This window comes from Aureimonas sp. SA4125, assembly GCF_019973775.1.
Classification (GTDB): Bacteria; Pseudomonadota; Alphaproteobacteria; order Rhizobiales; family Rhizobiaceae; genus Plantimonas.
Window position 1 is genome coordinate 1,113,872 of the sequence record NZ_AP025032.1, and the last position, 26,726, is coordinate 1,140,597.

Genomic DNA, 26,726 nt, shown 5'->3' on the forward strand with positions numbered 1-26,726 from the left:
CCGGTGGTACTGGCGGGAGGAAGGCAATGCGCGGCATCGGCGTCGGACTGATCGGAACCGGCTATATGGGCAAGTGCCACGCGCTGGCGTGGAATGCCGTCGCCGCCACATTCGGCGATGTCGCCCGCCCGCGCCTGGTGATGCTTGCCGAGACCAGCCAGGCCTTGGCCACGGCACGCGCCGCCATCCTTGGCTTCGACCGCGGGACCGACGACTGGCGGCGACTGGTCGCCGATCCGGAGGTGGACATCGTGTCGATCGCCGCGCCCAATCCCTTCCACCGCGACATGGCGGTCACCGCCCTCGAGGCAGGCAAGCATGTCTGGTGCGAGAAGCCGATGGCGACGTCGCTGGCGGACGCCGAGGCGATGCGGGATGCGGCGCGAGCGAGCGGCAGGGTCGCCGTGCTCGGCTACAACTACATCCAGAATCCGGCCATCCGGCTGATCGGGAAGCTGATCGCCGAGGGACGCCTCGGCCGGCTGCAGCATCTGCGCGTCGAGATGGACGAGGATTTCATGGCCGATCCGGCAACACCCTTCGGCTTTCGCGACCAGAGCCTGTCCGGGATCGGCGCGCTCGACGATTTCGGCGTGCACGCCCTCTCGCTCCTGTCGGTGCTGGCGCCCCCCGTCGAACGGGTGGTCTGTGACATGAGCCGGCCGATTCCGCAGCGCGAGGGCGACGACGGGATGCGCGCGGTCGAGACGCATGACAGCGCCACGGTGCTCCTGCGCTTTGCCGGGGGGGCGACAGGCCAGCTGGCGCTCAACCGCGCGGCCTGGGGCCGTAAGGGGCGGATCGCCCTGCAGATTTTTGGCAATGCGGGCTCCGTCACCTACGATCAGGAGCGGCTCAATGAGGTTCAGTACTTCGATTCCCGCGATCCCGCCGACCGGCAGGGCTTTCGCACCCTTCTCGCCGGTCCGGCGCATCCGCCTTTCGCGAACTTCGTTCCCGCGCCGGGCCATAGCCTGGGGTTCAACGACCTGAAGGTGATCGAAGCCCGCGAGGTCCTCAATGCGGTCGCAGGCAAGCCGGCGAGACTCATCGATTTCGAGGCCGGCCTGGACATCGAGACCTGCGTCGCCGCCATGGCTCGCTCGCATGCCAATGGCGTCTGGGTCGACATCGCGGACCGCCGCCGCGCGTGACGCGGCGGCGCTGCTGCTGCAGGGGTCTCAGACGCCTGGCGTGATCCGGTCGAACGCGCGGTCCGGCAGGTCGTCCGCCGCGGGATCGGGGCGCTGCAGCGCCTCTTGCTCGAGGCGCTCGACATCGCGCTGCTCTTCGGCCTCGATATTCTCGGCCTCTTCGGGGATCGTCGCCGTCACCTCGGCGTCGTCGCCATCATGCAGCCGCGCGGGCGATGTGTCGGCATGGTCTGGTGTGTCGGACATCACGAATTCCTCCGGGTGGGACCGGAGAGAAAGCTGCAAGCCCCTGCGACGGTTCCCCGTACCGGCAGGCGCAGGACACTTCATCCGGCCACCGCCACCGGCAGGACCATGCCGCGCCTCAGCCCTTGGCGGTGCGCTTCAGCTTCTTCGGATCGTCGAACGGCAGGCTGTGTGCCGTGGCCCTGATCGGGCCGGTCGCATTGCGCACTTCCAGCGGCGTGCCGGGGACCGCGCAGTCGACGTCGAGCCGGGCGATCGCCATCGAACGCCGGGCGAGCACGGAATACATGCCGCAGGTGGCGATGCCGACCTGCCTGCCGTCCCTGAAGATCGGCGCGCCCTCGTCGGACGGCGCCTCGCCCTCCAGAAGCACGCCGAAGATCTTGAAGCGCTCCCGGCCCTTCAGCCGGTAGTGCTCCTCGGCGCCGCGAAATCCGGTTTTCCCGGGGCTGACGGTGAAGTCGAGACCGAGTTCCCACAGCGTGTCGCCCGGCCCTTCCTCGGCGAAGGGATATTTCTGCGAATTGTCGTAGGGGTAGAAGAGGAGGTAGCTCTCGACCCGGAGCATGTCGAGCGTGGTGAAGCGGCAGGGGATGATGCCGAGCCCGGCACCTTCCTCCAGGATACGATCCCAGATCGCCGGGGCATCCTGGCCGCGGCAGAAGATCTCGTAGCCGCGCTCGCCGGTATAGCCGGTGCGCGAGATCATCACCGGCAGACCGAACAGCCGCGTCTGCATGTGGTGGAAGTAGGGGAGGTCGCGGATGCCGGGAACGTGGTCGGCGAGGTAGTCGACGGCAAGCGGCCCCTGCAAGGAGAGGTCGTGCAGGTCGTCGTCGAAGCGGATCGAGACGTCGCGGCCCATCGCCGCCTTCGTCAGTTCCTCGTGTCCGGTGCCCGAGCCGTGCACCACCATCCAGGCGTTCGGACCGGTGCGGTAGAGGAGGCAGTCGTCGGTGAACTTGCCCGCCTCGTTCAGCATGCAGGCATAGGCCGACTTGCCGGGATAGATCTTGTCGACGTCCCGGGTCGTGGCGAGGTCGATGAGGTGGGAGGCATGCGGGCCGGTGACATGCACCTTCTTCAGGCCCGATACGTCCATCAGCCCGGCCTTGGTCCGGATCGCCACATATTCCGCATCGGCGTCCCCGTCATAGCTCCAGGCGGTGCCCATCCCGCTCCAGTCCTCGAGCTTCGAGCCGAGCGCGCGGTGCCGATCGGCAAGCGCGGAAAATCTCCAGGATGCGGTCATCGTTTCGGTCTCCGTCGAGGGGCGAGGGGATGCGAGAGAGGCGATGCCGCTCGCCGATAACCGGCCGTCCCTCCCAGCGACCCCTGAGGAACGCGTCGGGTGGCCAGCTTCGAGCATAACGACGATAAAAAACTTTCCTGAGAAGAGAACTTCGTAATCGATAGGAATATGCGCCGGACGCGAAACGGTCAACGCCTGGCCGCCAGATTGCGGCCTCCCGGCTGGCGTTGAGCGGCAAACTCTTCCCCGGCCTGACGTCGAGACTACCGGGCTTTCGCCGCAGGAAAGAAAATTGACAAGCAATGCGCCGTCTGGTCTGGTTTCCCCTGCGTCGGTAGGGAAGGCGCCATCGGCGCTTTCCGGGCCTCTGGCGGCTTGCTGGCCAGCGTGTTCATTCCAGTCGGGAGGCTTGCGTATGACCAAACGTGTCGCCGTCATCGGAGCCGGCCCGAGCGGTCTTGCCGCCTTGCGCGCCTTCGAAACCGCCAAGCGCGCCGGCGCCGATGTGCCGGAAGTCGTCTGCTTCGAGAAGCAGTCGAACTGGGGCGGTCTGTGGAATTACACCTGGCGCACGGGGCTCGACGAGTTCGGCGAGCCGGTTCATGGCTCCATGTACCGCTATCTCTGGTCGAACGGGCCGAAGGAGTGCCTGGAATTCGCCGACTACTCCTTCGAGGAGCATTTCGGCCGGCCGATCCCGTCCTACCCGCCGCGGGCCGTGCTGCACGACTACATCGCCGGCCGCGTCGAGAAGAGCGGCGTGCGTCCCTATATCCGCTTCTGCACGCCGGTCCGCTGGGTGTCTTTCGATGAGGCGACGAGGAAGTTCTCCGTCACCGTGAAGGATCTTTCATCCGACACGCACGAGACATCGCAGTTCGACCACGTCATCGTCGCCAACGGCCACTTCTCCGTGCCGAACGTGCCGCATTTCCAGGGCATCGACAGCTTTCCCGGCCGCGTGATGCATGCCCATGACTTCCGCGCCGCCGACGAGTTCGCCGGCAAGGACGTGCTCCTCGTCGGCGCCAGCTACTCGGCCGAGGACATCGGCATCCAGTGCTTCAAATACGGCGCGAAATCGATCACCTACAGCTACCGCACGAAGCCCATGGGCTTTGCCTGGCCCGAAGGCTTCGAGGAGCGGCCGCTTTTGCAGAAACTCGTCGGCAAGGTGGCGCATTTCAAGGACGGAACGTCGAAGGAAATCGACGCCATCGTTCTGTGCACCGGCTACCAGCACTGCTTTCCCTTCCTGCCCGATGATCTCCGGCTCAAGACCAACAACCGGCTCTATCCGCTCGGCCTCTACAAGGGCGTCGTCTGGCAGGACAACCCGCAGCTGATGTATATCGGCATGCAGGATCAGTACTATACCTTCAACATGTTCGACGCGCAGGCCTGGTTCGTGCGCGACGTCATCCTCGGCCGGATCGCGCTGCCCCCGGCCGGGGAACAGGACGCCGACATCAGGCAATGGCGGGCCCGCGAGGAGGAGCTGACGAATCCCTTCGAGGCCATCGACTTCCAGACCGACTATGTCCGCGACCTCCTGTCGGCGACCGACTATCCCTTCCTCGACGTCGACCGCGTCGCCGCGCTGTTCAAGGAATGGGAGCACCACAAGGAGGCGGGCATCCTCACCTACCGCGACCGCTCCTACCCCTCGACCCTCACCGGCACCCTCGCGCCCGTCCACCACACGCCGTGGATCGAGGCCCTGGACGATTCGCTGGCGACGTTCCTGGCGGTGAAGGAGGCGGCGGAGTAGGATTGGCTCTCAAGGCGAGCGACCTGGCAAGGAGGGTCGGGAGCCCAAATTGCCGATCTGAGGGAAGGGCACTCACGCCAAAGCTTCGTCATCCCGGACCTGATCCGGGATCCATGCCGAGACGCAGGACGCTGCCAGCTCGTTCCAGGACGGCGCCCGCGGTCCACTGTTATCGGCCTTGTTCGACGACTTGGCATGGATCCCGGCTCAGGGCCGGGATGACGAAACTGACGCGTGGGTGCCGCGAGTGAACGGCAACGCCGCAGTGGGTGCGACGACAAAGGAGCCACGCCAATGATGAACGTCTGGGTGGGGAAGGGCAGCATCGCTGGCGTGCCCGTCTCCGTGTCGCGGGCGACGTCTTCGGTGGTTCGCGGCGGCGAGGGGCGGTTGCTGCAGCTTGCGGCCGGCGACCGGATGACGGTGCTCGACGCCGAGGGGCTTCAGCCGGCGTTGCTCTACGTCCTCGGTGAAGGGCAAAACGCGCTGCGCGGGCTTCCGGATAGGCAGGCCCCCGCGCTTGCCCAGGCGCTCCTCGTCTGCGCAAACGCCAAAGCCCTCCGCGGCGCCGTGGTGCCCAGTGACCTCTCAGCGCCCGGCGTCTCGCTCTTCCCGTCCAACGCCCCAGCCGGCGCCACGCTGACCCTCGAGGCGCTGGCGCCCGTTCTCTGCCTGCTGGTCGCACCGGGCAGGGCCATGTCCCCCGAAGCGCAGGACACGCCGACCGACCTTCGCGTCTGCGTCGTCCCGGCCGAGCCGCGCGCCGGCGACGTGCCGCCGCCGCTTGCCGATGCCATGCTCCTCGACCACCGCATCACGGCCGCGACGGCTTCCGCCTATACGGTCAAGGCCGGCGACTACATCCAGATCATCGACGTCGACGGCCGCCAGTGCTCGGATTTTCTCGCCTTCGACGCGAACGCGCTGGCACGGGGCGAGGAGTACGACCTCGATCCGACGACGACCCGCACGCTGATGGGATCGAGTTTTTCCGGTCCGGGTCTCCACTCCAAATACTTCGACTCGCGCATGCAGCCTTTGGTCGAGGTGATCCAGGACACGGTCGGCCGGCATGATACCTTTCTCCTCGCCTGCACTGCGAAATACTACGAGGACATGGGCTATCCCGGCCATTCTAACTGCACCGAGAATTTCAACAGGGTGCTGGCAAAGCACGGCGTCGCCGAGCGCAAGGGCTGGCCGGCGATCAACTTCTTCTACAACACCATCGTCGGCGCCGATGACCGTATCTCGATGGACGAGCCCTGGTCGCGTCCCGGCGACTACGTGCTGCTCCGGGCGCTGACCGACCTCGTCTGCGCCTCGTCCTCCTGCGCCGACGACATCGATCCGGCCAATGCCTGGGTGCCGACCGACATCCATGTCCGCGTCTATGACGGCGCGCTTTGCCAGTTCCCGAAAGGAAGCGCCCACCGCATGACCTGGGATGCCGAACCGCGCCTCAGCCGCGAGAGCGGCTTTCACCCGCGCACCGCCGCGCTCACCCGCAAGTTCACCGACTATCGCGGCTTCTGGCTGGCCGATTGCTACGCCAATGCCGGGCCGATCGAGGAATACTGGGCCTGCCGCGAACGTGCGGTGGTCGTCGACCTCTCCGCCTTGCGCAAGTTCGAGGTCACCGGCCCCGATGCCGAGGACCTCCTGCAGCGCGCCGTCCCGCGCAACATCCGGAAGCTTGCGGAAGGGCAGGTCGTCTACACCCCCTTCTGCTACGAGCATGGCGGCATGATCGACGACGGCACGATCTTCCGGATCGCGCCGCACAACTTCCGGGTCGTCTGCGGCGACGACTATACCGGCGTCTGGCTGCGCGAGCTTGCCGCGACGCACGGGCTGAAGGCCTGGGTGAGGAATTCCAGCGACCAGCTGCACAATCTCGCCGTCCAGGGCCCGCGCTCGCGCGAGATCCTCGCCGGCATCGTCGTGACGCCGCCGGTCCTGTCGACGCTTGCCGAGCTGAAATGGTTTCGCTTCACCATCGGTCGCATCGCCGGCCTGCCCGTTGTGGTCTCGCGCACCGGCTATACCGGCGAACTCGGCTACGAGGTCTGGTGTCATCCGAACGATGCGCCCGGCGTCTGGGACGCGATCATGGCGGCCGGCGAACCGCACGGCCTGATCCCGATGGGGCTTCTCGCGCTCGACATGGTCCGGATCGAGGCCGGCCTGGTCTTTGCCGGCTACGACTTTTCCGACGACACCGATCCTTTCGAAGCCGGCATCGGCTTCACCGTGCCGAAGGAAAAGCCCGACCCCTATGTCGGCGATGCCGCGATCGCCCGGCGACGCGCCAATCCGCACCGCCAGCTTGTCGGCCTCGACATCGCCGGCAACGAGCCGATCGGCCACGGCGACGGCGTCCATGTCGGGCGGGCGCAGGTGGGCGTCGTCACCTCGGCGACGAAATCGCCGATCCTCGGCAAGACCATCGCGCTGGCCCGCCTCGACGTCTCTGCCGCGGCGGTCGGCACGCGGGTGGAGATCGGCAAGCTCGACGGCCAGCAAAAGCGCATCGCCGCCACCGTGGTGCGGTTCCCGCACTACGATCCGGACAAGACGCGGGTTCGGACGGAGGCGGCGGTGCAGGCCGGCGGCGGCGTCGCACCGGCGGGTGTGGCTCCCGCATTCGATGCTGCATCCGTCGTGGCGGACGATCCGCGGGGCGGGGCAAACCGCTCGGGCTAGGACACCGGCTGGACCAGCTGGCATCGTCGCAAGGCACGGGAACGCGCCGTTCAGCCTCGCTGAAGACCCTTGTCTCCGTCGACCTCGTGACTCCCTCTACAAGGTTGCGTGGGTTCATACGCCATGTTCACCCTTGGCCCTGATGGAGCCGGTGCCCGACGCCGCCAACGGGGGCACCCGCATCCAGTTCGGTCCCTCCATGTGCAGCCATGCCGGGCAGGCCGATCACCTTCCGTCGCCGATATCGAAGCGCGCGACCTTGCCCTTCTGGAAATGGAAGACGTGAGCGACCATTCTGTCCTTCAAGCCGTGCGTCTGGCCTTCGAGCGGATTGCCGTCGAGGTCGCGGATGGACTGAAGGACATCGACGACGATCGAGCCGTCGGTCCCCCTGGCGATCTCCTTCGGCTCGACATGCGGGCTGACCAACGCCCACTGCCGCGTCCAATATTCCCTCAGCGCCGCGTGGCCGTGGACGTGTCCGCCGTCCATGCCGTTGGACCAGGCGACGTCGTCGCAAAGCGCGGCGAGAACGCCGTCGATGTCTCGCGCGTTGAATCGCTCGTAGATGTGGCTCACGAGCGCGATGTCGCCCTCCATTTTTCGTCGTCCTTCCGCACGTTGTCTGGATTGGAGCAATGGCGTTGCCGCTGCCAGCCATCCAATATATCGTCACCTATGTATAAATATAGGTCCCTATGCAAGGATGCAAGATGGAACATGACGTGCTGTCGACGCCGGGTCATTTGATCAGTCTGGCCTCCCGCAGTTTCGCGCGGCTGAGCGAGATGAGGCTGAAGCCGCTCGGCTTCGGCGTCGGCTACCTGCCGGCGCTGATGGCGCTGAGGGACGGCTTGGCAACGTCGCAGCGGGACCTTGCCCGCGTCGTCCGGATCGAGCAGCCGTCGATGGCGCAGATGATGGTGCGAATGGAAAGGGACGGGCTGATCCGACGCGACCCCGATCCCGCAGACGGCCGCAGCAGCCGCATCGCGCTGACGCAGACGGCGCTCGCTCGACTGCCCGATGCCTGCGACGCGCTCTTTCAGGGCAACCGCGAGGCCCTGAAAGGATTCTCGGATGAGGAAGCCGAGCATTTCATCGCCATGCTGAAGCGCGTGATCGCCAATCTCGACGGATTGGGTGCGGGCGCGGCGGTGTCGCAGGAACCCCGATAGCGCCGGCAGCGCCGTCCTCCCTCAGTCCGGCCCGAATCCCGGTGAGGTCTCCGCGCCATCGTCGTGCCGGGCCAGCCAGTCGATCGTCGTCTCCCGAAAACGGGAAAGGCCCTTGTAGCCCGCGATCTCCGGCGGAAGGTCGCGCAGCACCCGGTGGAAGCGCCGGGCCCATTTCTTCTGGGTGACCAGCTCGTCCATCTTGATGAGATAGCATCGGATCGAAAAGACGATGGCGTTGGAGCGCGGCAGACGCCAGAGTGCCTGCAGCTCGACGCGCAGATGCACCTTGTCGCCGACGTTTTCGGGCGTGACACTGGCCTTGTCGACGCCCCAGAGGTGATAGTTCTCGGGGCTCGTGTCGAGCCGCGGATTGATCGTCATCGTCCAGTTGAGGCGACGGACGGGACGGCCCTGCTGCAGGTTCATGAGGAATTTCAGCGCCCGGTCGAAGACGCCGAGGTCGTGTGCCAGCGGCACCGGCCCGTGCCATTCGATGAAGTTCATGCCGAGGTCGAAGTCGAGCGACCAGTCGGCCTGGGTGGTGACGATGCCGGCATCCATCCAGAGATTGTCGTCGCGCTGGTCGAGCAGGCAGAAATCGCCCTGGCACTGGCGCGTGACGTATTCCATCGGCGGCAGCGGCAGGGTCGCCGCTTCCCCAAAGGTGAATTCCTGGTCGATCCCGAGCGGCCGGTTCACCCAATGCCAGCGGTCGCCGTCGCACGTCAGGGTGAAGTGGTCTGGATAATGCCGCGCCATCGACGTCATCAAGAGCTCGAGGAGGTCCCATTCAGCCGTGATCATGTGCGGCAGGGACTGGCAGCGCAGCGGGTCGGCCTTCAGCACCAGCGCCCGGTCTTCCATTTCCGCGACATAGTGCTCGTCGATGTCGATCGGAAACTCCGTCGTCGTCTGCACCCGGCCGGGCACGTGCTGCTCGATGTTGACCGAATACATGTAGGCGTCGCGGTCGAACGGGAACGGAAACCGCCGGATCGCCGCCGGGCTGTTGGAAAAGGTGAAATCGCCGCGAAAGGTCTCGGTCCTGAACGGGATGGTCATCGCGCTCTCCTTCGGTTCAGAGGTCGAGGACGAGTTCGCGGCCCTCGAGCCGCGACACGCAGATCATGATCTTGTCGCCCGCGGCCTTTTCGGCGTCGGAGAGGAAATGATCGTGATGCCGGAGGGAACCGTCGGCTGCCACCACGGTGGTCTCGCACTGTCCGCAGGCGCCGCCTCGGCAGAGATAGGGCGCATCGACGCCGGCCGCCTCGATCGCCTCCAGAAGGCTCTGATGCTCGCCGACGGTTGCCATGAGCCCCGAGCGCGCCAGCCTGACGGCGAAAGGCTCGCCCCCGGCCGGCGCCAGAAAACGCTCGGCGTGGAGACTGTCCTCGGGCCAGCCCGCGGCGCGGGCATCGCCGAGCACGGCCTCGATCATCCGCTCGGGGCCGCAGACATAGAGATGCGTGCCGAGCGGCTGGTGCTGCAGGATCTCGCGCACGGCAAGGCGCTCCTGCCGCCGGCTGACATAGAGCCTGAGCTTTGCGCCGTGGCGCAGCGCGAGATCGCCGGCAAAGGCGCCGAGCGCCTCGTCCCGGACGGCATAGTGCAGTTCGAATGGCGCGTTCATGGCGGAGAGTTCGGCGGCCATCGCGGCGATCGGAGTGATGCCGATGCCGCCGGCAACGAGAACGTGGCGGCGCGCCAGGTGATGCACGGGAAAGAGATTCACCGGCGTCGACAGCGTCAGCTCCGTGCCGACGCCGACGGCGGCGTGGATGAAGGCCGAGCCGCCGCGCGATGCTTCGGTCCGCAGCACCGCGATCTCGTAGGCGCCGCCGGAGAGCGTCGACCCCAGGAGCGAATAGGCGTTGCGCAGTTTCGGCCCGCCGGTCTCCAGCGTCAGCACGGTATGGGCGCCGGCAGCATAGGGTGGCAGCGCGCCGCCATCGCAGCGGAGCATGCGCAGCCGCCTGATGGTCGGCGTGACATTTTCGGCTTCCACCACTCGGACGCGAAAATCCTCGCCGCCGCTCATGCCTATGCTCTCATCATTTGGGAAAAGCTTCTCCTCATGGCCGCCAAAGCGCTGTCACGCATGAAACGCCTCGGGCGCCGGAATGTCGCCGGGCGCTTCGGCATCGATGCACACGCCCATGAAGGCGCCGAGACGGCGGGAATAATGGTCCCGCACGAGGAGCATCAGGCCGCAATGGCCGCAGGCGACGGGACTTTCGGTGACGCCGCCGGTAAACCCCTTGCAGTGCACGCACTGCACCCGGCGCGCCAGCGAGCCGCTGTGCTCGGTCGCGATGGACCGGTGACCGATGCCGTGCGCCATGCCGACGGCGACGGCCTGGCCGATGAAATTCTCGCTGCCGGTCACCGAAAGCTCCGTTCCCATGGTCGCCGTCGCAAGGAGTCCCGCCAGGCGGACCAGGAGCGTTTCGACGGAGGGGGAGACGTGAAGCGCATCGACGCCGAGCGCCTCGAGACGGCCGAGCGTATCGGGCGGCATGTCGGGCGAGGGGGTGAAGACGACCGTCGTCCGGCCCAACAGAGCTGCTTTTCCGGCGAAGGCCGCTTCGAACGCCTTGATGCCTGCACCCTCGATGGCGACGATATGGCGGGTGGCGAGCGGCGAGGGGGAAAGGCTTCCGTAGGTCGGCCGGCTCTTGATCTCGGAAAGAAGCATGATGTCCCTACCAGCCTATTCCTGCCACCACCGACCTTGCTGTCGTCGCCTTTGCCGTACCGTCGAGCGCCGCCGACGTGTCATGCACCCGCATCCGTTCGCAGATGAGATCGGACGGACAACTGCTTGATGCTCGCCATTATGCGAGGCCCGTATCCACCGGTGCGCGGCGACTGTTCTGGTCAATTCTGTCGTGGGTCAGTATTCCGGTAAGAATGGGGGCGAGAACGACACAAATTGACCCGGCAGTGCTTGTTGCCCGCGATCATGGACTGGCACCAAACGCTTGTCAAAAAAAATTCCTCGGAAGAAACACGAAATCCGGACATGCCATCAAGAGAGGCATGTCGGCAGTGTCCCCGCTTCGGACAGGCTAGGGCTTTGCTTGCCGACGTCGTACCGCGCCTGTGGCGGGCATCAGGCTTCCAGGGTGTCGACACTGACGCCGAAATGCCGGGCGAGGGCGCGCACGGCCCGGTGCGCGGAGACGATCCGGCCGCTTTCGAGGCCGGCGATCACCGTCGGCGGCAGGCGCGTCGCGGTCGCGACCTGCTCGATGGTCTGGCCATCGGTGATCCGCAACCGCGTCAGATTGTCCGCAAGGCTCACGGGCACCCTCTCCCTGTCAGTATGCCGGCACCGGCCGGACTGGCGGCACCGCTAGCGCCGTGCTGCCGCCGAAGTTCCGCCGCCGCACTGTCCCGTCACCGGAGCGGCCGCCGGAGACCGGAAAGCCGGAGACCGGCAACAAGCCGGCACGGTCACTGGCGATCGGCGCTCAGGCGAGGTCGGGATAGCCGGCATAGATGGCGTCGTTCTCCATATCGAGAATTGTCCGATAGGCCGCAAGGGGCAGAACCTCGAAGCCGGAAAGCCGCATGCCCGCGCGATGGGCTGACAGCGCGGGGTCGGCGCAGGCAGCCGAGAAGGCCCGCCGCAATCGCGCCACCGTCTGCGGCGGGGCGTCGGCGGCCGTGATCAGCGGCAGGCCCGGTGCCGACGACGAGACGCCGAGGATGCGCAGGCCGGCGGTCGAGCCGGCATCGCTCGCCAGGGCAAAGCTGACGCAGTCGATCGCGGCGAGATCGGCGACGTCGTCCCGGACGAGGTCCATCGAACGCCGGTGAGCGCCGCTCTCGATCGCTGCGGCGAAGAACGGCGTTCCTTCCGCCAGCGGCGCGACGGCGCGCCGCAGGCTGTTGTAGCCCGACTGCGAATCGCGGCTGTTGAACGCCACGCGCCGGCCGCGGCAGTCGGCCAGCGTTTCGGCCGGATCGCCCTCGCGCACGACGAAGGCGCTGGAATAAAGCGGTCCCTCGCAGCCGGGAGCGTCGTAACAGGGTGTCCCGACGATCTGCACGCGGCCTTCGAGCCCATGGGTGAGGGGATAGCCGCAGGTCTGGCTGAGCAGAAGGTTCGGCGCCGTCCAGTGCGACGGCAGATCCTCCGGCAGGGTCAGATCCGCATCGACGTCCGTCAGCCCCGCCGCGGCCAGGTGCCGTCGCAGACCCCGCCAGAAGCCGTCGATCGCGCCGGGCGCTGCGCAATACATGGGATAGGAGACGAGGGTCTTCGGCAAGGCTGAGTTTCCCGGCAAGCGCGAGATTGGCCTTTATGGACCTTTGCCGCCAGGCGCCAGAGCCGATGGCCGGGCCGAGACTCTCCTCGGCGGTGAGAAAAGTGTCACCGGAGGACCGGCCGGCGCATCACGGCGGGAAGCGGCGACGGCAGCCACCGAGACGGTGCCGCTCTGGAGTCACGAAAAAGGGCCCGGCGATCGCTCGCCGAGCCCTTTGAACTGGATGGTGGGCGTGACAGGGATTGAACCTGTGACCCCTTCGATGTCAACGAAGTGCTCTCCCACTGAGCTACACGCCCATCCGACAAGGGGGCATAGATCACAGGAGCCGCGGGGGCGTCAAGGGAGTGTTTTTGCCTCCCACGACTTTCCGCACCCGCCCCCGGATGGCCCGTGTGTCAGGCCGCATCCTCGAGCATCTTGCCGACTTCGTCGACGAGTTCGCGCAGGTGGAAGGGCTTGGACAGGATCTTCGCGTTCTTCGGCGCCTTCGAATCGGGATTGAGCGCGACGGCGGCAAAACCGGTGATGAACATCACCTTGAGGTCCGGATCGAGCTCGGTGGCGCGACGGGCGAGTTCGATGCCGTCCATCTCGGGCATCACGATGTCGGTCAGAAGCAGCGAGAACGGCTCCTCGCGCAGCCGCTCGTAGGCGCTGCTGCCGTTGTCGTAGGCCGTGACCTCGTACCCGGCCTTTTCCAGGGCCTTGGCCAGGAAACGGCGCATGTCGTTGTCATCTTCGGCAAGAAGGATCTTGACCATTCATCTCGTCCATATCCGCGGCGGAGCATCGCGCCGCACTGCCTCGTTTTTGTCTTCATCCGTCTTTTAACAGATTGCCGAAAGAATGCCCAAGTCGAATGGATGGCAATCTCGCGCCGGAGCCATATTTCTGGGTCAAGGATTAACCGGAACCGATCGCAGTGTCAGACCAGCAGCCCCCGACCCTTCAGACAGCCGCGGGGCCGTGCCCGGCCTTCGAACTTCTGAGCCCGCCGATGCAGCAGACGCCGCTGGTGTTCTGCTCCCCGCACAGCGGCCGGGTCTACCCCTCCGCCTTCATCGAGGCATCAAGGCTGTCGAGCGAGGCGATCCGGCGTTCCGAGGACCTTTTCGTCGACCAGCTCTTTGATTTCGTGCCCTCGATCGGCGCACCGCTGCTCCTCGCCCGCTTTCCGCGCGCCTTTCTCGACGTCAACCGCGAGCCCTACGAGCTCGACCCGCAGATGTTCGATGCGGCGCTGCCGAGCTTTGCCAATGCCGCGTCGATCCGGGTCGCCGGCGGCCTCGGCACGATTCCGCGGATCGTCGCCGAGCGCGAGGAGATCTACCGCGACAAGGTGTCGCTGGCCGAAGGGCTCGACCGTATCGAGACGATCTACCGCCCTTTCCACGCCAGTCTCGCCGGCGTTCTCCAGGAAACCCGCGACCGGTTCGGCAGCGCCATCCTGATCGATTGCCACTCCATGCCGTCGACGGTCCGCACCATGCCCGGCGGCCGCCAGCCGGACATCGTCGTCGGCGATCGATTCGGCACCAGCGCCTCGCACCGCATCGTCGCTCTGGTGTCGAACGGCCTGTCGGCACTCGGTTACGACGTCATGCGCAACAAGCCCTATGCGGGCGGCTTCATCACCGAGCGCTACGGCCGGCCGGGAACGGGCATCCATGCCCTGCAGATCGAGATCAACCGCGGGCTCTATGCCGACGAGCGACGCTTCGTGCCGAACGCGAATTTCGCCCGCATGCGGGCCGATCTCATCACGTTCGTCACCGAACTGGCCGCCGAGATCGACCTCGGCAGCACACAGTCCGCCGCCGCGGAATAACGATGGCGCCGGCAGGGACGGATCAAAAAAAACCGCACTGCCCGAAAGCAGCGCGGCCAAGTCTAGGGAGGAAACGCCCATTTCTGAGCCGCAGCCCGAAGGCTGCAGGTGGAAGGTAGAAATCCGTTCCAGATAAGTCAATATTATTGACCAAAACTTGTGTGTGGACCAACGACCACGTGCCCGTCTGCGCCAGCATCCATTACGGCATCCGCCGTCCGCCCCTCCTCCTCTGATCACGGATGACCGATGACCGAGCTTCCCAGCCGCGACTTCCTGTTTGCCCTGGCCGACGCCGCCGCCCGCGAAAGCCTGCCGCGGTTCCGCCGGGAGGGGGCCATCGACAACAAGCTGGTCGACGCCTTCGACCCCGTGACGGAAGCCGATCGTGCCGCCGAGCGGGCGATCCGCGCGTTGATCGAGGCGACCTATCCGGACCATGCCGTGCTCGGCGAGGAATACGGCACGAGCGGCAGCGGACGCCATCTCTGGGTCATCGATCCGATCGACGGCACGCGCGCCTTCATCTCGGGCGTGCCGGTCTGGGGCACGCTGATCGGCCTTTGCGTCGACGGCGTCGCCCGCGTCGGCATCATGCACCAGCCCTTCACGACCGAGCGGTTCTGGGCCGACGGCGAGGCCGCCTTCTACGACGGCCCTGGTGGGCCGCGCCGGCTGGCCGTCCGCGCGACGCGCGACATCGCGGCGGCGACCCTCTTCACCACCTCGCCGCGGCTTTTCACCGGCGGCAAGGCGACGGGATTCGAAGCTCTGGAAGCTGCGGCCCGGCTCACGCGGTTCGGAACGGACTGCTATGCCTTCGCCATGCTGGCCGCCGGCCATGCCGACCTCGTGGTCGAGGCAGGGCTGAAGCCCTACGACATCGTCGCGCTGATCCCGATCATCGAGCAGGCCGGGGGTGTGATCACCACCTATGAGGGCGGTCGGGCCGAGAACGGCGGTGACGTCGTCGCGGCGGCAACGCCCGAACTGCATGCGGCAGCGCTGGAAATCCTGAACCGGAACTGAGGCCTGGCTCCCTACAGCGGCAGGGCGCCGCCGATAAAACTGTCGGCGGCGGCGATGAACGGCGCGCGGTAGCGGTCGGCCTCCTGCAGCAGCTCGTGCCGGGCGCCGGGAATCGAGATGGCATGGCCCGAGCGCATGCGCCAGGCGAGGCGCTCGGCGGCCGCGCTCGAGACGACCTGGTCGGCGCCGGCCGTCACGATCAGCGTCGGCACGTGCAGCTTGGCGATGACGTCGGAATCGTCGAGCTGGCGCATCGCCGTCGAGGCGGCCGCCACCCAGGAGGCCGTGGGTCCGCCGACGAAGAGCTGCGGCGCCGCCTCGCGCAGTTCACGGTTGCGCTGGAAGCGGGCCGGGTCGCTCGTCAGCGGATTGCGCTCCGCCGTCCATTTTCGAATGTGCTCGGCGCTGCGCATCGGCAGGCGCCCGAGCCCGATCATCCGCATCGCCGTCATCGACCAGTGCAGGCTGCTGCCCTGCCCGCCGGGCAGGGCGATCATCGGCGTGCTGGCGACGATCCGCTCGACCCGGTTGACCAGCCGCGGCGCCGAGGCGATCGCGATGGCGCCGCCCATGGAATGGGCAAGGACGGCGTAGGGGCCATGACAGTCCGGCAGCACCACTTCCCGAAAAATGGTTTCGAGGTCGATCGAATAGGCCTGGAAGCCGGAGACATGTCCGGTCCGGGCGCTGCCGCGCTGGCGCTGCGAGGCGCCCTGGCCGCGCCAGTCGAAGGTCGCGACCATGTAGCCGAGACGGGTGAAGTCGCCGATCGTCTCGAAATATTTTTCGATCGTCTCGTTGCGCCCCTGCAGGAGGAGGATCGTGCCGCGGGTCTTGCCGGTGGCGCTGGGCGCGACGGCAAAGCGCAGGCGCACCCTGTCGGGTGTCGACAAGGTCCCGCAGGCGATCCCGGGCGGCAGCGGGTTGCCGGGGGTCTCGACAAGACTGGCGGGCGTTGAGACGTCCTGCATGGGGCTTCCGTTTCGCGCGTGAAGGGGCGCTGCGGCATCTAAAGCACGGGGCAGGGCGGTGAAGTCAATCGCGCACGTGGCGCGTTCAGGCAAAGACGCAAAAAGGGGCCGGAGAGCCTCCTTTCGGAGGCCCCCCGGTCCCGCACGACCACAACGGAAGGGACGGAACGTTGCAGCCGCTTCTCTGTCCGGCGAACCGGAAGCTCGAGGTTCAAGGCTCGGGCGCTTGCGCGCCCGGCAAATGCTGTCGGGGACTACTGCACTCCCGGGGCGCGGCCCCGGAACGAGGTCAGCGCCGGTAGATTCCGAGCGAGGGACCGCCGAGGTCGAACTCGATGCGATCGCGATCGCGGCCGGGGTGGCGCGGTCCGCCGTCGCGCGACCAGCCGATCCGCTCGCGTGACAGGATGTCGCCGTCATAGGCATCGACCGAGAGACGGACGAGGGCGCCGTTCGGACGAACCGCCTCGACGATGTAGCGGCCCCGGCGCAACCGGATGTCGTCGACCGACACGAAGCCCTGCCGCGACAGCATGCGGATGATCCGCCGCTCCGGGATGACATCGTCGTAGCCGCCGCGGCGCTCGTCGCGCCGGTATTCACGCCCATGGTCGCGGCCCTGAACCTCGACGAAGCCGTCCTCGGGATACCAGCGCTGCCCGGCTTCTGCAGCCGTGGCACCGAGGATGAGAAGCGCGGCAAGGGCTGCAATGGTGGTCTTCATCTTCGTCTCCGCTTGGCCCGTGTTGCGAACCGTGGGGAAAGGTATCGCACCCGTCGCCTGAACGCATACGGAAGAAGATGTTCATCACCTGTTCATTCGCGCGGCCCTGTCGGAGATGATGTTGTGCCGGCGGTTGATGGAAGGAAAGCCGGGCGGAAAGGCCGGCAAAAAATCTTGCAGGGGCGGCTTGAACGGCAAAAATCCTCGCCCCATCTCCAATCCGTGGCCGCCGCAAGGGGCCACTGGCCGGAAGGTTCGCCGCAAGGGGACCGGAGCTCCGGACCAGATCGCAAACCAGTTGCTTCCTATGGAGAACTCACCATGCGTACCATCGACTTTGCTCCCCTCTACCGCTCCACCGTCGGCTTTGATCGCCTGTTCGCCAAGCTCGACACGCTGGCACAGCCGGGGAGCGCCGAGACCTATCCTCCCTACAACATCGAGCGCACCGGCGAGAACGCCTATCGCGTGACGCTTGCCGTCGCCGGCTTCGGCGATCGCGATCTCCAGATCGAGCTGCGCGAGGGCGTGCTGACGGTGACGGGCGAAAAGGCCGAGGACCGGGATGCCGGAAGCAGCGAAGTGCTTTATCGCGGCATTGCCGGACGCTCCTTCGAGCGCCGCTTCCAGCTCGCCGACCATGTCGAGGTGCAGGGCGCGAGCCTGAAGAACGGTCTCCTCCATGTCGACCTCGTCCGCGTCATCCCCGAGGCCCTGAAGCCCCGCAAGATCGACATCGCGGTGGTCGGCAACGAAAACAAGCAGATCGAGGCCAACGCGGCCTGATCGCGGCACGGCACAATAAAGCGGGATGGCTCTTCTTCGAATCGCCGTCCCGCTCTGGCTCTTTGCTTTCGCATGATCTCCTTCCGAAAGCCGGAAGCCACCTTTCGGGATCATGCTCTAGCACAACGGCCTGGCAGCGCCCTTCGGGGCGCTGCTTTCGTTTGGGGGCATGATGGCCAGAGGCGGGGCTATGCTTTCCAATGACCGCGGGCGGAAACGAAGTGCGGGCAGGGCGGCCGGAAAAAGCCCTGCCGCTGGAAGGCTTTCCTGGCTCTGTCCGCCGCCGGTCAGTCGCGGTCCGGCGCGCCTAGCGGAAAGTAGGCGCGATAGGGGCGGCCCTCCTCGACGGCCCGCGCGAAGGAAGGCCTTTCCAGCAGGCGCGAGCGATAGGCACGCAGGCGGGGAAAGCGGGGCGCGATCGCATGCACCCAGTCGGCATAGAACAGCGACGGCGCCGCCGCGCAGTCGGCCAGGCTGAATCCGTCGCCTGCGGCAAACTCGCGGCCGGACAGCCGTTCCTCCAGCCAGGCATAGGCCGTGTCCAGCGCCCTGGCCGCTTCCGCCCTCGCTTCGTCCAGGCGATCGGCATGGGAGCGCAGGGCTTCGGCCACCGGCCTCTGCATCGGCGTCATGACGTACTGGTCGAAGAACCGGTCCATGAAGCGGACCTCCAGCGCCGCTCGGGGGTCGTCCGGTATCAGGCGGACGGGCCCGGGGTGATGCAGTCCCAGATGCTCGATGATGACGCTGGATTCCACCACGGTCCGGCCGGCATCGACCAGCGCCGGGAAACGCCCGAGCGGCCACAGCGCCGCCAGGTCGTCGGCCGCGCCCGCCGCCTCCAGATGCCGATAGTCGAAGGGGATATGATTCTCCCACAAGGCGACCAGCACCTTCTGGCAATAGGACGAGAAGGGATGAGAAAAGAGGATCAACGACATCGACAATCTCCTGTCATCGCTGACGGCAGGATGCCCTGCTTTTCGCCGAACCGCCACTAAAATGTTCTTGTTTTGTCCGAAATCCTGAGATAGTTTTGCCGCCATTGGGAACGGAGGGCGGCATCCCGTGATCGAGCTGAGTGACCGCGCCTACGGCATCGTCCTCGTCACGTTTGCCGCCGTGCTCTGGAGCACCGCCGGCCTGTTTGTCCGGCTGCTCGATCTGGATGTCTGGACAATCCTCGGCTGGCGCTCGATCTTCGGCGGTGCGGCCCTCGCGCTCATCGCCATGGCGCGGGTCTCGGCGCGGCGCCTTTCGCCGGCGCCGGGCACGCCGAGGCGCTTCGGTGGGCTGTGGCTGGCTGCAGTCTTCCTCTCGGCCCTGTCGATGCTGAGCTACATCGCGGCGCTGAAACTGACGACGGTCGCCAATGTTCTGGCGATCTACGCCACCGTGCCCTTCCTGGCAGCCGGCATTGCTCTGCTCTGGCTCGGCGAGCGGGTCGGCCCGCGCGTGCTGACGGCAAGCACCGCGGCCTTCGTCGGCGTCTTGATCGTCGCGGGCTTTGCCCCTGACGCCCGAAGACATGGCCGGCAATGCGCTGGCCTTCGTGATGACGGTCTGTTTTGCCGCGCTGGTCGTGATGTCGCGCCGCCATCCCGGCATGGGCATGGCGGAGATCAGCGCCTATGCCTCGCTCGCCTGCGTCATCGTCTGCTGGCCGCTGATGTCGCCCGTCATTCCGAGCGCCTACGAGCTCTGCGTTCTCGCCGGCTTCGGCATCACCAGCACGGCGATCGGCTACCTCCTCTTCCTCGTCGGCGGCCGCTACATCCCCTCGGGCGAGGCGGGGCTGATTGCACTTCTCGACGTGGTGCTCGGCCCGCTCTGGGTCTGGCTTGCCTTTGGCGAGGATCCCGGCCTGGCGACGCTCGTCGGCGGGGCGATGATCCTTGGGGCCGTCGGATGGTACCTCTGGAGCAGCTACCGCGACCGCTCCGCCGCCGTACCGGCGTGAAACGGCGGCGCCTTCGCGCTGCCGGCTCAGCATCCACCGTGCATGGCGACGGGCGGCCTCAGGCGATGAGGGCGGCGAACTCGGCGACGTCGGCATCCGTCGTCGACCAGCTGGTGACAAGGCGCGCCAGCATCTCGCCCTCGCCGACGAGGTCGTGCGAGGAGTGCGGCGGGTTCCAGTCGTAGAACACCGCTCCCTTGTCGCGCAGCGCTGCCGCCGTGGCCTTTTCGAAGATGGCGAAGACCTCGTTGCTGTGCGTCGGCCAGGCCTGGTGGGCGTGCGGGCTCGCTTCCAGCGCCGCGCGCAGGCCGTCGGCCATGACATTGGCCTGGGCGGCATTCTTCAGCCACAGCTCGTCCTCGAAATAGGCCATGAACTGCGCCGCGACGAAGCGCGTCTTGGAAAAGAGCTGCGCGCCGCGCTTGCGGATGTAAGGGAACTGCCTGGCCTTCTCCGGATCGAAGAAGACCACGGCCTCGGCGCACCAGCAGCCGTTCTTCGTCGCCCCGAAGGACAGGATGTCGACGCCGCGCTTCCAGGTCATCTCGGCAGGAGACAGGCCCGTCGCGACCAGCGCATTGGCAAAGCGCGCGCCGTCCATGTGCAGCGACAGATTGTGCTCGTGCGCGATGGCCGCGATCCGGTCGAGGGTCTCGGTCGGATAGATCGTGCCGGCCTCGCCGGGCTGGCTGACGGTGACGGCCATCGGCTGTCCCGCATGGACGAAGTCGGGGTTGAACCGCATCAGCTCGCGCTTGAGGTTCACCGGGTCGATCAGGCCGTCCGCCCCGTCGATCGGCGCCATGCGCGCGCCATGGGTGAAGAATTCCGGCGCGCCGCACTCGTCCTCGACGACATGCGCTTCGCGGTGGCACATGACGACGCCGCCCGGCCGGTTGACGGCAGCAAAGGCGAGCGAATTTGCCGCAGTGCCGGTGCCGACGAAGAAGACGGCGACGTCGCGCTCGAAGATCTCGTTGAAGCGCTGTTCCACCGCCTTGTCGAGCGGGCTCGAACCATAGGCGGCGGCCATTCCGGTGCCATGTTCGGCGATCGATGCGTTGATGGCCGGATGGGCCCCGGACCAGTTGTCGGAAGCGAAGATCATGATAGGCCCTGGTTTGGTTGGGTGTCGCAGAGGCTGGCGCCATGCCCGGCCTCGGCTCACAAATCCGTTTCGCGCCGGACTGCGGCGCGTTGCGGTTATCCCAAACACAGGCCGGCGGCGACGCCAAGAGCGCGGTGGCGCTTTTCGCCGCCTTCAACCCCTGCCGCGACGTCGGGCGGCACGGCAAAATGATCTCGGCCCCCATCTTGCAGCGGCGGGCGTCTTCTGGCATGTTCGGTCGGATAGGACAGTATTGCTGCCATATCTATCTCCGAGGAGATGGAGCGGTAGCCGGAAGTGTGTGCCGGACCCCCAAGGGGGAGCGGACCTATCGCTCCGAGTCTCGCCATGCCAGAAACGCGGGCGACACGGTCTAAAGACGCAGGATGCCGTTCGGCTGCGGGAGACTCCCCGCATCCCGGAGCATGAGCGAAGCGACCCCGGCCACTGCCAAGGGCGGTGAAACGAGGGTCCTGAAGGGAGAAGACGCGATGACGACAGAAACCGGGATCACGGCCGTCGGCCAGCGGATCAAAGAGCTTTCCGCGGTCACCCCTGCCGTCAAGCCGCGTACCCTGCCGGAAAAGATCGGTCTCTACGATCCCCGGAACGAGCACGATGCCTGCGGCGTCGGCTTCATCGCGCACATGAAAAACCACAAGTCCCACTCGATCGTCGAGAAGGGCCTGCAGATCCTGGCCAACCTCACCCATCGCGGCGCCGTCGGCGCCGATCCGCTGATGGGCGACGGCGCCGGCATGCTGGTGCAGATTCCGCACGTCTTCTTTGCCGCCGAGCTTGCCACCGCGGGCGTCACGCTGCCGGAGGGCGGCCATTACGGCGTCGGGCACGTCTTCATGCCGCGCGACGCCGAGCTGCGGGCGCATCTGGAAGCCATGTTCGAGGCGATCGTCGTCGAGGAGGGGCAGACCGTCCTCGGCTGGCGCGACGTCCCGGTCGACAACGCGTCGCTGTCGAAGGCGCCGGAGATCGCCGCGACCGAGCCGGTGCACCGACAGATCTTCATCGGCAGGGCCGCCGCTCTCGCCAGCGACGACGAGTTCGAGCGCAAGCTCTACATCATTCGCAAGGTCGTCTCGAATCGCGCCTATGCGGAAGGCCATGGCAAGGATGTCGGCTTCTACGTCGTCTCGCTGTCGGCGCGCACCGTCGTCTACAAGGGCATGTTCCTCGCCTACCAGCTTGGCGCCTACTACAAGGACCTCACGGACCCGCGGTTCGAGAGCGCGCTCGCGCTCGTCCACCAGCGCTTTTCGACGAACACCTTCCCGTCCTGGCGGCTCGCCCACCCCTACCGCATGGTCGCCCACAACGGCGAGATCAACACCCTGCGCGGCAACGTCAACTGGATGGCGGCGCGCCAGGCCTCGGTCGATTCCGAACTCTTCGGCAACGACATTTCCAAGCTCTGGCCGATCTCCTACGAGGGCCAGTCGGACACCGCCTGCTTCGACAACGCGCTCGAGTTCCTGACCGAGGGCGGCTATCCGCTCGCCCACGCCATGATGATGCTGATCCCCGAGGCCTGGTCCGGCAACAAGCAGATGCCGTCGGCGCAGAAGGCGTTCTACGAGTATCATGCGGCGCTGATGGAGCCCTGGGACGGGCCGGCAGCCGTCGCCTTCACGGACGGTCGCCAGATCGGCGCCACGCTCGACCGCAACGGCCTGCGCCCGGCGCGCTACGTCGTCACCGACGACGACCTGATCATCATGGCCTCGGAAGCCGGCACGCTGGAAATCCCCGAGGAGCGGATCGTCAAGAAGTGGCGGCTGCAGCCGGGCCGCATGCTTTTGATCGATCTCGAAAAGGGCCGCATCGTCTCCGACGACGAGATCAAGCGCGAAGTCGCGACCGGCCATCCCTACAAGGAGTGGCTGCGCCATACCCAGCTGATCCTCGAAGACCTGAAGCCCGTGGCGCCGCGCGCCTCGCGCGCCGACGTGTCGCTGCTCGACCGCCAGCAGACCTTCGGCTACTCGATCGAGGACACGCGAACGCTGATGGCGCCGATGGCGACCACCGGCCAGGAGGCGATCGGCTCGATGGGCACGGACACGCCGATCTCGGCGATGTCGTCGCGCTCGAAGATGCTCTACACCTACTTCAAGCAGAACTTCGCGCAGGTGACGAACCCGGCGATCGACCCGATCCGCGAGGAGCTGGTGATGAGCCTCGTCTCCTTCATCGGTCCGCGGCCCAACATCTTCGATCTGGAAGGCTCCTCGCGCCGCAAGCGGCTGGAGGTGCGCCAGCCGATCCTGACCAATGGCGATCTGGAAAAGATCCGCACCATCGGCCATACCGAGGATCGTTTCGACACCAAGACGATCGACACGACCTATCCGGCCGAACAGGGGGCTGCGGGCATGCTCGGCGCCGTCGATCGCCTGTGCGAACGGGCCGAGGCCGCCGTCGTCGGCGGCTACAACATCATCGTCCTGTCGGATCGCCAGGTCGGGCCCGACCGCATCCCCATCCCGGCGCTGCTCGCCTGCGCCGCCGTGCACCATCACCTGATCCGCAAGGGCCTGCGGACCGCGTCCGGACTCGTCATCGAGTCGGGCGAGCCGCGCGAAGTGCATCACTTCGCCTGTCTGGCCGGCTACGGCGCCGAGGCGATCAACCCCTATCTCGCCTTCGACACGCTGCTCGACATGCACCGCCGCAAGGAATTTCCGCCGGAGGTGGAGGAAGACGAACTCGTCTCGCGCTACATCAAGTCGGTCGGCAAGGGCCTGTTGAAGGTCATGTCGAAGATGGGCATTTCGACCTACCAGTCCTATTGCGGCGCGCAGATCTTCGACGCCGTCGGCCTGAAGTCGGATTTTGTCGCGCGCTACTTCACCGGCACGGCGACGACCATCGAGGGTGTCGGCCTGGAAGAGATCGCGCGCGAGACCTATGAGCGCCATTTGCTGGCCTTCTCCGACGATCCGGTGCTCGCCCGCTCGCTCGCCGTCGGCGGCGAATATGTCTACCGCATGCGCGGCGAGGCGCACATGTGGTCGCCCGATGCCGTGGCGACGCTGCAGCACGCCGTTCGCGGCAACTCCTGGGAGAAGTTCCAGGAATATTCCAAGCTCGTCGACGAAAGCGCCGTGGATGCCTCGGCGATCCGCGGTCTCTTCACCATCAGCATGGCCGAGGACGTCGGTCTTGCGCCGGTGCCGCTCGACGAGGTCGAGCCGGCAGCCGACATCGTCAAGCGCTTCTGCACGGGCGCGATGAGCTTTGGTTCGATCTCGCGCGAGGCGCATACCACTCTCGCCATCGCCATGAACCAGATCGGCGGCAAGTCGAACACCGGCGAGGGCGGCGAGGAGCCCGACCGCTTCCAGAAGCTGCCGGACGGCTCGGCCAACCCGGAACGCTCGGCGATCAAGCAGGTCGCCTCCGGTCGCTTCGGTGTGACGACGGAATATCTCGTCAATGCCGACATGCTGCAGATCAAGGTTTCGCAGGGCGCCAAGCCCGGCGAGGGCGGGCAGTTGCCCGGCCACAAGGTCGACGCGACCATCGCCAAGACCCGCTTCTCGACGCCCGGCGTCGGCCTGATCTCGCCGCCGCCGCATCACGACATCTATTCGATCGAGGATCTGGCGCAGCTCATCTACGATCTGAAGAACGTCAACCCGGAAGCCGACATCTCGGTCAAGCTGGTGTCGGAGGTCGGCGTCGGCACGGTCGCGGCGGGCGTCGCGAAGGCGCGGGCCGACCACATCATCGTCGCCGGCTATGACGGCGGCACCGGCGCCTCGCCGCTCACCTCGATCAAGCATGCCGGCTCCCCCTGGGAGATGGGTCTGGCCGAGACGCAGCAGACGCTGGTGATGAACGGCTTGCGCTCCAGAGTCTGCCTGCAGGTCGACGGCGGCCTGAAGACCGGCCGCGACGTCATCATCGGCGCACTGCTCGGCGCCGACGAGTTCGGCTTCTCGACGGCGCCGCTCATCGCGGCCGGCTGCATCATGATGCGCAAGTGCCACCTCAACACCTGCCCGGTCGGCGTCGCGACGCAGGACCCGGTCCTGCGCAAGCGCTTCAAGGGCCAGCCCGAGCACGTCATCAACTTCTTCTTCTACGTCGCGGAAGAGGTGCGCGTGCTGATGGCGGCCATGGGCGTCAGGCACCTGTCGGAGTTGATCGGTCAGTCCGACCGCCTGGACAAGCGCGGCCTCATCGACCACTGGAAGGCGAAGGGTCTCGACTTCTCCAACATCTTCCACAAGCCGGAAGGTGCGGAGGAAGAGCTGCGCTGGACCGAGCGCCAGAAGCACCCAATCGACGACGTGCTCGACCGCAAGCTCATCGCTGAGGCGATGCCGGCGCTGGAGTCGCGCCAGAAGGTCGTCATCGAGACCGGCATCACGAATGTCGATCGTTCCGCCGGCGCCATGCTGTCGGGCGAGGTCGCCAAGCGTTTCGGGCTGAAAGGCCTGCCGGACGACACGATCAGCGTGAAGCTCACCGGCACCGCCGGCCAGAGCTTTGGCGCCTTCCTGGCCCGCGGCATCTCCTTCGATCTCGTCGGCGACGGCAACGACTATGTCGGCAAGGGCCTGTCGGGCGGGCGTATCGTCGTGCGGCCGCGTGAGAACACGCGCATCGTGCCGGAGGAGTCGATCATCATCGGCAACACCGTGCTCTACGGCGCCATCTCCGGCGAGTGCTATTTCCGCGGCGTCGCTGGCGAACGCTTCGCCGTACGCAACTCCGGCGCGATCGCGGTGGTCGAGGGCGTCGGCGATCACGGCTGCGAATACATGACCGGCGGCGTCGTCGTCATTCTCGGCCATACCGGGCGGAACTTCGCGGCCGGCATGTCCGGCGGCATCGCCTATGTCTTCGACGAGGACGGCAATTTCGCCGAGCGCTGCAACATGGCCATGGTCGAGCTCGAGCCGGTGCCGGAGGAGGACGATCTCCTGGAAAAGCTGCACCATCACGGCGGCGACCTGCAGCACATGGGCCGCGTCAACGTCTCCTCCGACATGACCGGGCACGACGACGAGCGGCTCTACCAGCTGATCCTGAACCACCATCACTACACCGGTTCGGGACGGGCGAAGCGCATGCTCGACGAGTGGGAGACTTTCCGGCCGAAGTTCGTGAAAGTGATGCCGGTCGAGTATCGGCGTGCGCTGCAGGACATGGAGCGCATGCGCATGGGCATCGCGGCGGAGTAGTTTCTCAGGGTGGGGGCGGCTGCTTGTCGCCCTCGGACTCCCGGGACTATGCTGCGGCAGAAGCCGGGGAGGGTTCGGTGCAAGCCAAGGAAAGAACGGCAAAGGTTCGCACGGATGACGCCGGTCGCTCCATCCGCATTCCGGCCGACGTCGTGCTGGAAGGCGATGAGGCGATGATCAGACAGGACACGGACGGTGCCATCATTATCGAGCCGACGGCGCCGCTCGATCTGCTGGAATGGCTTCTATGGGAAACTGCGGTCGACACTGAAGTCCGAGGTCCAATTGATCGGGCCGAACGACCTGTTCATCGCAGCCCATGCTCTGGCGCCGAGGGCGACCCGGTCACCGCCAAAGTTCGTGAATTCACGCGCGTGCCGGATCTCATCGTCGAGAACTGGTTGCGGCACTAGAGCACTTCTAACAAACGCAAAAAGCCGTAGTCTGTGCTGCAACGCGGCAGGGCGGATACGAAAAAGACATGCGCGCCTGCCGGGGAGTTCCCGCGGGTCGACGAACACAG

The 26,726-nt window shown here is 66.4% G+C and carries 23 protein-coding genes, 1 tRNA gene and 1 pseudogene; 11 read left to right on the forward strand and 14 right to left on the reverse strand.

Annotation, left to right across the window (positions count from 1 at the left end; translation table 11 throughout):
- Positions 1-26 precede the first annotated feature (26 nt).
- Positions 27-1,154, forward strand: a complete 1,128-nt coding sequence (locus tag Sa4125_RS05085; RefSeq protein ID WP_224004366.1) for a Gfo/Idh/MocA family oxidoreductase — start codon at positions 27-29, stop codon at positions 1,152-1,154.
- A 27-nt stretch (positions 1,155-1,181) separates the two neighbouring features.
- Here Sa4125_RS05085 and Sa4125_RS05090 read toward each other — a convergent pair whose 3' ends face one another.
- The gene (locus tag Sa4125_RS05090; RefSeq protein ID WP_224004369.1) at positions 1,182-1,400 is read right to left on the reverse strand and encodes a hypothetical protein; all 219 of its coding nucleotides are present in this window, start codon (positions 1,398-1,400) and stop codon (positions 1,182-1,184) included.
- 118 nt (positions 1,401-1,518) lie between these two features.
- The gene (locus Sa4125_RS05095; RefSeq protein WP_224004371.1) at positions 1,519-2,652 is read right to left on the reverse strand and encodes an aminomethyltransferase family protein; all 1,134 of its coding nucleotides are present in this window, start codon (positions 2,650-2,652) and stop codon (positions 1,519-1,521) included.
- Positions 2,653-3,067: 415 nt separating this feature from the next.
- Here Sa4125_RS05095 and Sa4125_RS05100 point away from each other — a divergent pair, with 415 nt between their 5' ends.
- Entirely contained in the window at positions 3,068-4,423 is a 1,356-nt protein-coding gene (locus Sa4125_RS05100) for an NAD(P)/FAD-dependent oxidoreductase (RefSeq protein ID WP_224004374.1), read from the forward strand.
- A 294-nt stretch (positions 4,424-4,717) separates the two neighbouring features.
- The gene (locus Sa4125_RS05105; protein WP_224004377.1) at positions 4,718-7,129 is read left to right on the forward strand and encodes an aminomethyltransferase family protein; all 2,412 of its coding nucleotides are present in this window, start codon (positions 4,718-4,720) and stop codon (positions 7,127-7,129) included.
- A 225-nt stretch (positions 7,130-7,354) separates the two neighbouring features.
- Here Sa4125_RS05105 and Sa4125_RS05110 read toward each other — a convergent pair whose 3' ends face one another.
- Positions 7,355-7,729, reverse strand: a complete 375-nt coding sequence (locus Sa4125_RS05110; RefSeq protein WP_224004380.1) for a nuclear transport factor 2 family protein — start codon at positions 7,727-7,729, stop codon at positions 7,355-7,357.
- A 113-nt stretch (positions 7,730-7,842) separates the two neighbouring features.
- Here Sa4125_RS05110 and Sa4125_RS05115 point away from each other — a divergent pair, with 113 nt between their 5' ends.
- Complete coding sequence (locus Sa4125_RS05115) at positions 7,843-8,307, forward strand: MarR family transcriptional regulator (RefSeq protein WP_224004383.1); 465 nt, start codon at positions 7,843-7,845, stop codon at positions 8,305-8,307.
- Between the two features lie 21 nt (positions 8,308-8,328).
- Here the strand turns inward: Sa4125_RS05115 and Sa4125_RS05120 are convergent, their stop codons facing one another.
- The 7 genes from Sa4125_RS05120 to Sa4125_RS05150 form a co-directional block, all read right to left on the reverse strand.
- Complete coding sequence (locus tag Sa4125_RS05120) at positions 8,329-9,369, reverse strand: DUF3445 domain-containing protein (RefSeq protein ID WP_224004386.1); 1,041 nt, start codon at positions 9,367-9,369, stop codon at positions 8,329-8,331.
- A 16-nt stretch (positions 9,370-9,385) separates the two neighbouring features.
- Positions 9,386-10,348 carry a PDR/VanB family oxidoreductase gene (locus Sa4125_RS05125; protein WP_224004389.1) on the reverse strand — a complete coding sequence of 321 codons (963 nt, stop codon included), beginning with the start codon at positions 10,346-10,348 and terminating at the stop codon, positions 9,386-9,388.
- Between the two features lie 54 nt (positions 10,349-10,402).
- A complete protein-coding gene (locus Sa4125_RS05130) occupies positions 10,403-11,005 on the reverse strand; it encodes a dimethylamine monooxygenase subunit DmmA family protein (RefSeq protein WP_224004392.1) in 603 nt (200 codons plus the stop codon).
- Positions 11,006-11,422: 417 nt separating this feature from the next.
- Positions 11,423-11,614, reverse strand: a complete 192-nt coding sequence (locus Sa4125_RS05135; protein ID WP_224004395.1) for a helix-turn-helix transcriptional regulator — start codon at positions 11,612-11,614, stop codon at positions 11,423-11,425.
- A 169-nt stretch (positions 11,615-11,783) separates the two neighbouring features.
- The gene (locus tag Sa4125_RS05140; RefSeq protein WP_224004398.1) at positions 11,784-12,584 is read right to left on the reverse strand and encodes a PhnD/SsuA/transferrin family substrate-binding protein; all 801 of its coding nucleotides are present in this window, start codon (positions 12,582-12,584) and stop codon (positions 11,784-11,786) included.
- A 224-nt stretch (positions 12,585-12,808) separates the two neighbouring features.
- Positions 12,809-12,883 (reverse strand) — tRNA-Val (locus Sa4125_RS05145).
- A 99-nt stretch (positions 12,884-12,982) separates the two neighbouring features.
- Entirely contained in the window at positions 12,983-13,348 is a 366-nt protein-coding gene (locus tag Sa4125_RS05150; RefSeq protein WP_224004401.1) for a response regulator, read from the reverse strand.
- A gap of 236 nt (positions 13,349-13,584) precedes the next feature.
- Between Sa4125_RS05150 and Sa4125_RS05155 the strand changes: the two genes are divergently transcribed.
- Together Sa4125_RS05155 and hisN are read left to right on the forward strand one after the other, a co-directional pair.
- Positions 13,585-14,415 (forward strand): N-formylglutamate amidohydrolase, encoded by an 831-nt coding sequence (locus Sa4125_RS05155; RefSeq protein ID WP_224004404.1) that lies wholly within the window; start codon positions 13,585-13,587, stop codon positions 14,413-14,415.
- Positions 14,416-14,664: 249 nt separating this feature from the next.
- Positions 14,665-15,444, forward strand: a complete 780-nt coding sequence (gene hisN, locus Sa4125_RS05160) for a histidinol-phosphatase (RefSeq protein ID WP_224004407.1) — start codon at positions 14,665-14,667, stop codon at positions 15,442-15,444.
- Positions 15,445-15,455: 11 nt separating this feature from the next.
- On the opposite strand, the gene Sa4125_RS05165 is transcribed toward hisN, so the two are convergent.
- Complete coding sequence (locus Sa4125_RS05165) at positions 15,456-16,415, reverse strand: alpha/beta hydrolase (protein WP_224004408.1); 960 nt, start codon at positions 16,413-16,415, stop codon at positions 15,456-15,458.
- A gap of 289 nt (positions 16,416-16,704) precedes the next feature.
- Positions 16,705-17,139: an antifreeze protein gene (locus Sa4125_RS05170; RefSeq protein ID WP_224004409.1), complete on the reverse strand. Its 435-nt coding sequence runs from the start codon at positions 17,137-17,139 to the stop codon at positions 16,705-16,707.
- Between the two features lie 321 nt (positions 17,140-17,460).
- Here Sa4125_RS05170 and Sa4125_RS05175 point away from each other — a divergent pair, with 321 nt between their 5' ends.
- A complete protein-coding gene (locus Sa4125_RS05175; protein ID WP_224004410.1) occupies positions 17,461-17,925 on the forward strand; it encodes an Hsp20 family protein in 465 nt (154 codons plus the stop codon).
- 287 nt (positions 17,926-18,212) lie between these two features.
- Here the strand turns inward: Sa4125_RS05175 and Sa4125_RS05180 are convergent, their stop codons facing one another.
- Positions 18,213-18,866: a glutathione S-transferase family protein gene (locus tag Sa4125_RS05180; protein WP_224004411.1), complete on the reverse strand. Its 654-nt coding sequence runs from the start codon at positions 18,864-18,866 to the stop codon at positions 18,213-18,215.
- 181 nt (positions 18,867-19,047) lie between these two features.
- Here Sa4125_RS05180 and Sa4125_RS05185 point away from each other — a divergent pair.
- Both Sa4125_RS05185 and Sa4125_RS05190 read left to right on the forward strand, forming a co-directional pair.
- A pseudogene (locus tag Sa4125_RS05185) lies at positions 19,048-19,365 on the forward strand (EamA family transporter); the annotation flags it as partial.
- Between the two features lie 88 nt (positions 19,366-19,453).
- Positions 19,454-19,885 (forward strand): DMT family transporter, encoded by a 432-nt coding sequence (locus Sa4125_RS05190; protein ID WP_224004412.1) that lies wholly within the window; start codon positions 19,454-19,456, stop codon positions 19,883-19,885.
- A gap of 58 nt (positions 19,886-19,943) precedes the next feature.
- Here Sa4125_RS05190 and Sa4125_RS05195 read toward each other — a convergent pair whose 3' ends face one another.
- Positions 19,944-20,993 carry a low specificity L-threonine aldolase gene (locus Sa4125_RS05195; protein WP_224004413.1) on the reverse strand — a complete coding sequence of 350 codons (1,050 nt, stop codon included), beginning with the start codon at positions 20,991-20,993 and terminating at the stop codon, positions 19,944-19,946.
- A 491-nt stretch (positions 20,994-21,484) separates the two neighbouring features.
- Here Sa4125_RS05195 and gltB point away from each other — a divergent pair, with 491 nt between their 5' ends.
- Both gltB and Sa4125_RS05205 read left to right on the forward strand, forming a co-directional pair.
- A complete protein-coding gene (gene gltB, locus Sa4125_RS05200) occupies positions 21,485-26,203 on the forward strand; it encodes a glutamate synthase large subunit (RefSeq protein ID WP_224004414.1) in 4,719 nt (1,572 codons plus the stop codon).
- A gap of 77 nt (positions 26,204-26,280) precedes the next feature.
- On the forward strand, positions 26,281-26,616 hold the full coding sequence (locus tag Sa4125_RS05205; RefSeq protein WP_224004416.1) for a hypothetical protein: 336 nt from the start codon (positions 26,281-26,283) through the stop codon (positions 26,614-26,616).
- Positions 26,617-26,726: the final 110 nt, after the last annotated feature.

Bases quoted from the DNA above. Each gene is read 5' to 3' on its own strand.
- Sa4125_RS05085 (WP_224004366.1), top strand. From the start codon at position 27: ATGCGCGGCATCGGCGTCGGACTGATCGGAACCGGCTATATGGGCAAG.
- Sa4125_RS05090 (WP_224004369.1), bottom strand. From the start codon at position 1,400: ATGTCCGACACACCAGACCATGCCGACACATCGCCCGCGCGGCTGCAT.
- Sa4125_RS05095 (WP_224004371.1), bottom strand. From the start codon at position 2,652: ATGACCGCATCCTGGAGATTTTCCGCGCTTGCCGATCGGCACCGCGCG.
- Sa4125_RS05100 (WP_224004374.1), top strand. From the start codon at position 3,068: ATGACCAAACGTGTCGCCGTCATCGGAGCCGGCCCGAGCGGTCTTGCC.
- Sa4125_RS05105 (WP_224004377.1), top strand. From the start codon at position 4,718: ATGATGAACGTCTGGGTGGGGAAGGGCAGCATCGCTGGCGTGCCCGTC.
- Sa4125_RS05110 (WP_224004380.1), bottom strand. From the start codon at position 7,729: ATGGAGGGCGACATCGCGCTCGTGAGCCACATCTACGAGCGATTCAAC.
- Sa4125_RS05115 (WP_224004383.1), top strand. From the start codon at position 7,843: ATGGAACATGACGTGCTGTCGACGCCGGGTCATTTGATCAGTCTGGCC.
- Sa4125_RS05120 (WP_224004386.1), bottom strand. From the start codon at position 9,369: ATGACCATCCCGTTCAGGACCGAGACCTTTCGCGGCGATTTCACCTTT.
- Sa4125_RS05125 (WP_224004389.1), bottom strand. From the start codon at position 10,348: ATGAGCGGCGGCGAGGATTTTCGCGTCCGAGTGGTGGAAGCCGAAAAT.
- Sa4125_RS05130 (WP_224004392.1), bottom strand. From the start codon at position 11,005: ATGCTTCTTTCCGAGATCAAGAGCCGGCCGACCTACGGAAGCCTTTCC.
- Sa4125_RS05150 (WP_224004401.1), bottom strand. From the start codon at position 13,348: ATGGTCAAGATCCTTCTTGCCGAAGATGACAACGACATGCGCCGTTTC.
- Sa4125_RS05155 (WP_224004404.1), top strand. From the start codon at position 13,585: ATGCAGCAGACGCCGCTGGTGTTCTGCTCCCCGCACAGCGGCCGGGTC.
- hisN (WP_224004407.1), top strand. From the start codon at position 14,665: ATGACCGAGCTTCCCAGCCGCGACTTCCTGTTTGCCCTGGCCGACGCC.
- Sa4125_RS05165 (WP_224004408.1), bottom strand. From the start codon at position 16,415: ATGCAGGACGTCTCAACGCCCGCCAGTCTTGTCGAGACCCCCGGCAAC.
- Sa4125_RS05170 (WP_224004409.1), bottom strand. From the start codon at position 17,139: ATGAAGACCACCATTGCAGCCCTTGCCGCGCTTCTCATCCTCGGTGCC.
- Sa4125_RS05175 (WP_224004410.1), top strand. From the start codon at position 17,461: ATGCGTACCATCGACTTTGCTCCCCTCTACCGCTCCACCGTCGGCTTT.
- Sa4125_RS05180 (WP_224004411.1), bottom strand. From the start codon at position 18,866: ATGTCGTTGATCCTCTTTTCTCATCCCTTCTCGTCCTATTGCCAGAAG.
- Sa4125_RS05190 (WP_224004412.1), top strand. From the start codon at position 19,454: ATGGCCGGCAATGCGCTGGCCTTCGTGATGACGGTCTGTTTTGCCGCG.
- Sa4125_RS05195 (WP_224004413.1), bottom strand. From the start codon at position 20,993: ATGATCTTCGCTTCCGACAACTGGTCCGGGGCCCATCCGGCCATCAAC.
- gltB (WP_224004414.1), top strand. From the start codon at position 21,485: ATGACGACAGAAACCGGGATCACGGCCGTCGGCCAGCGGATCAAAGAG.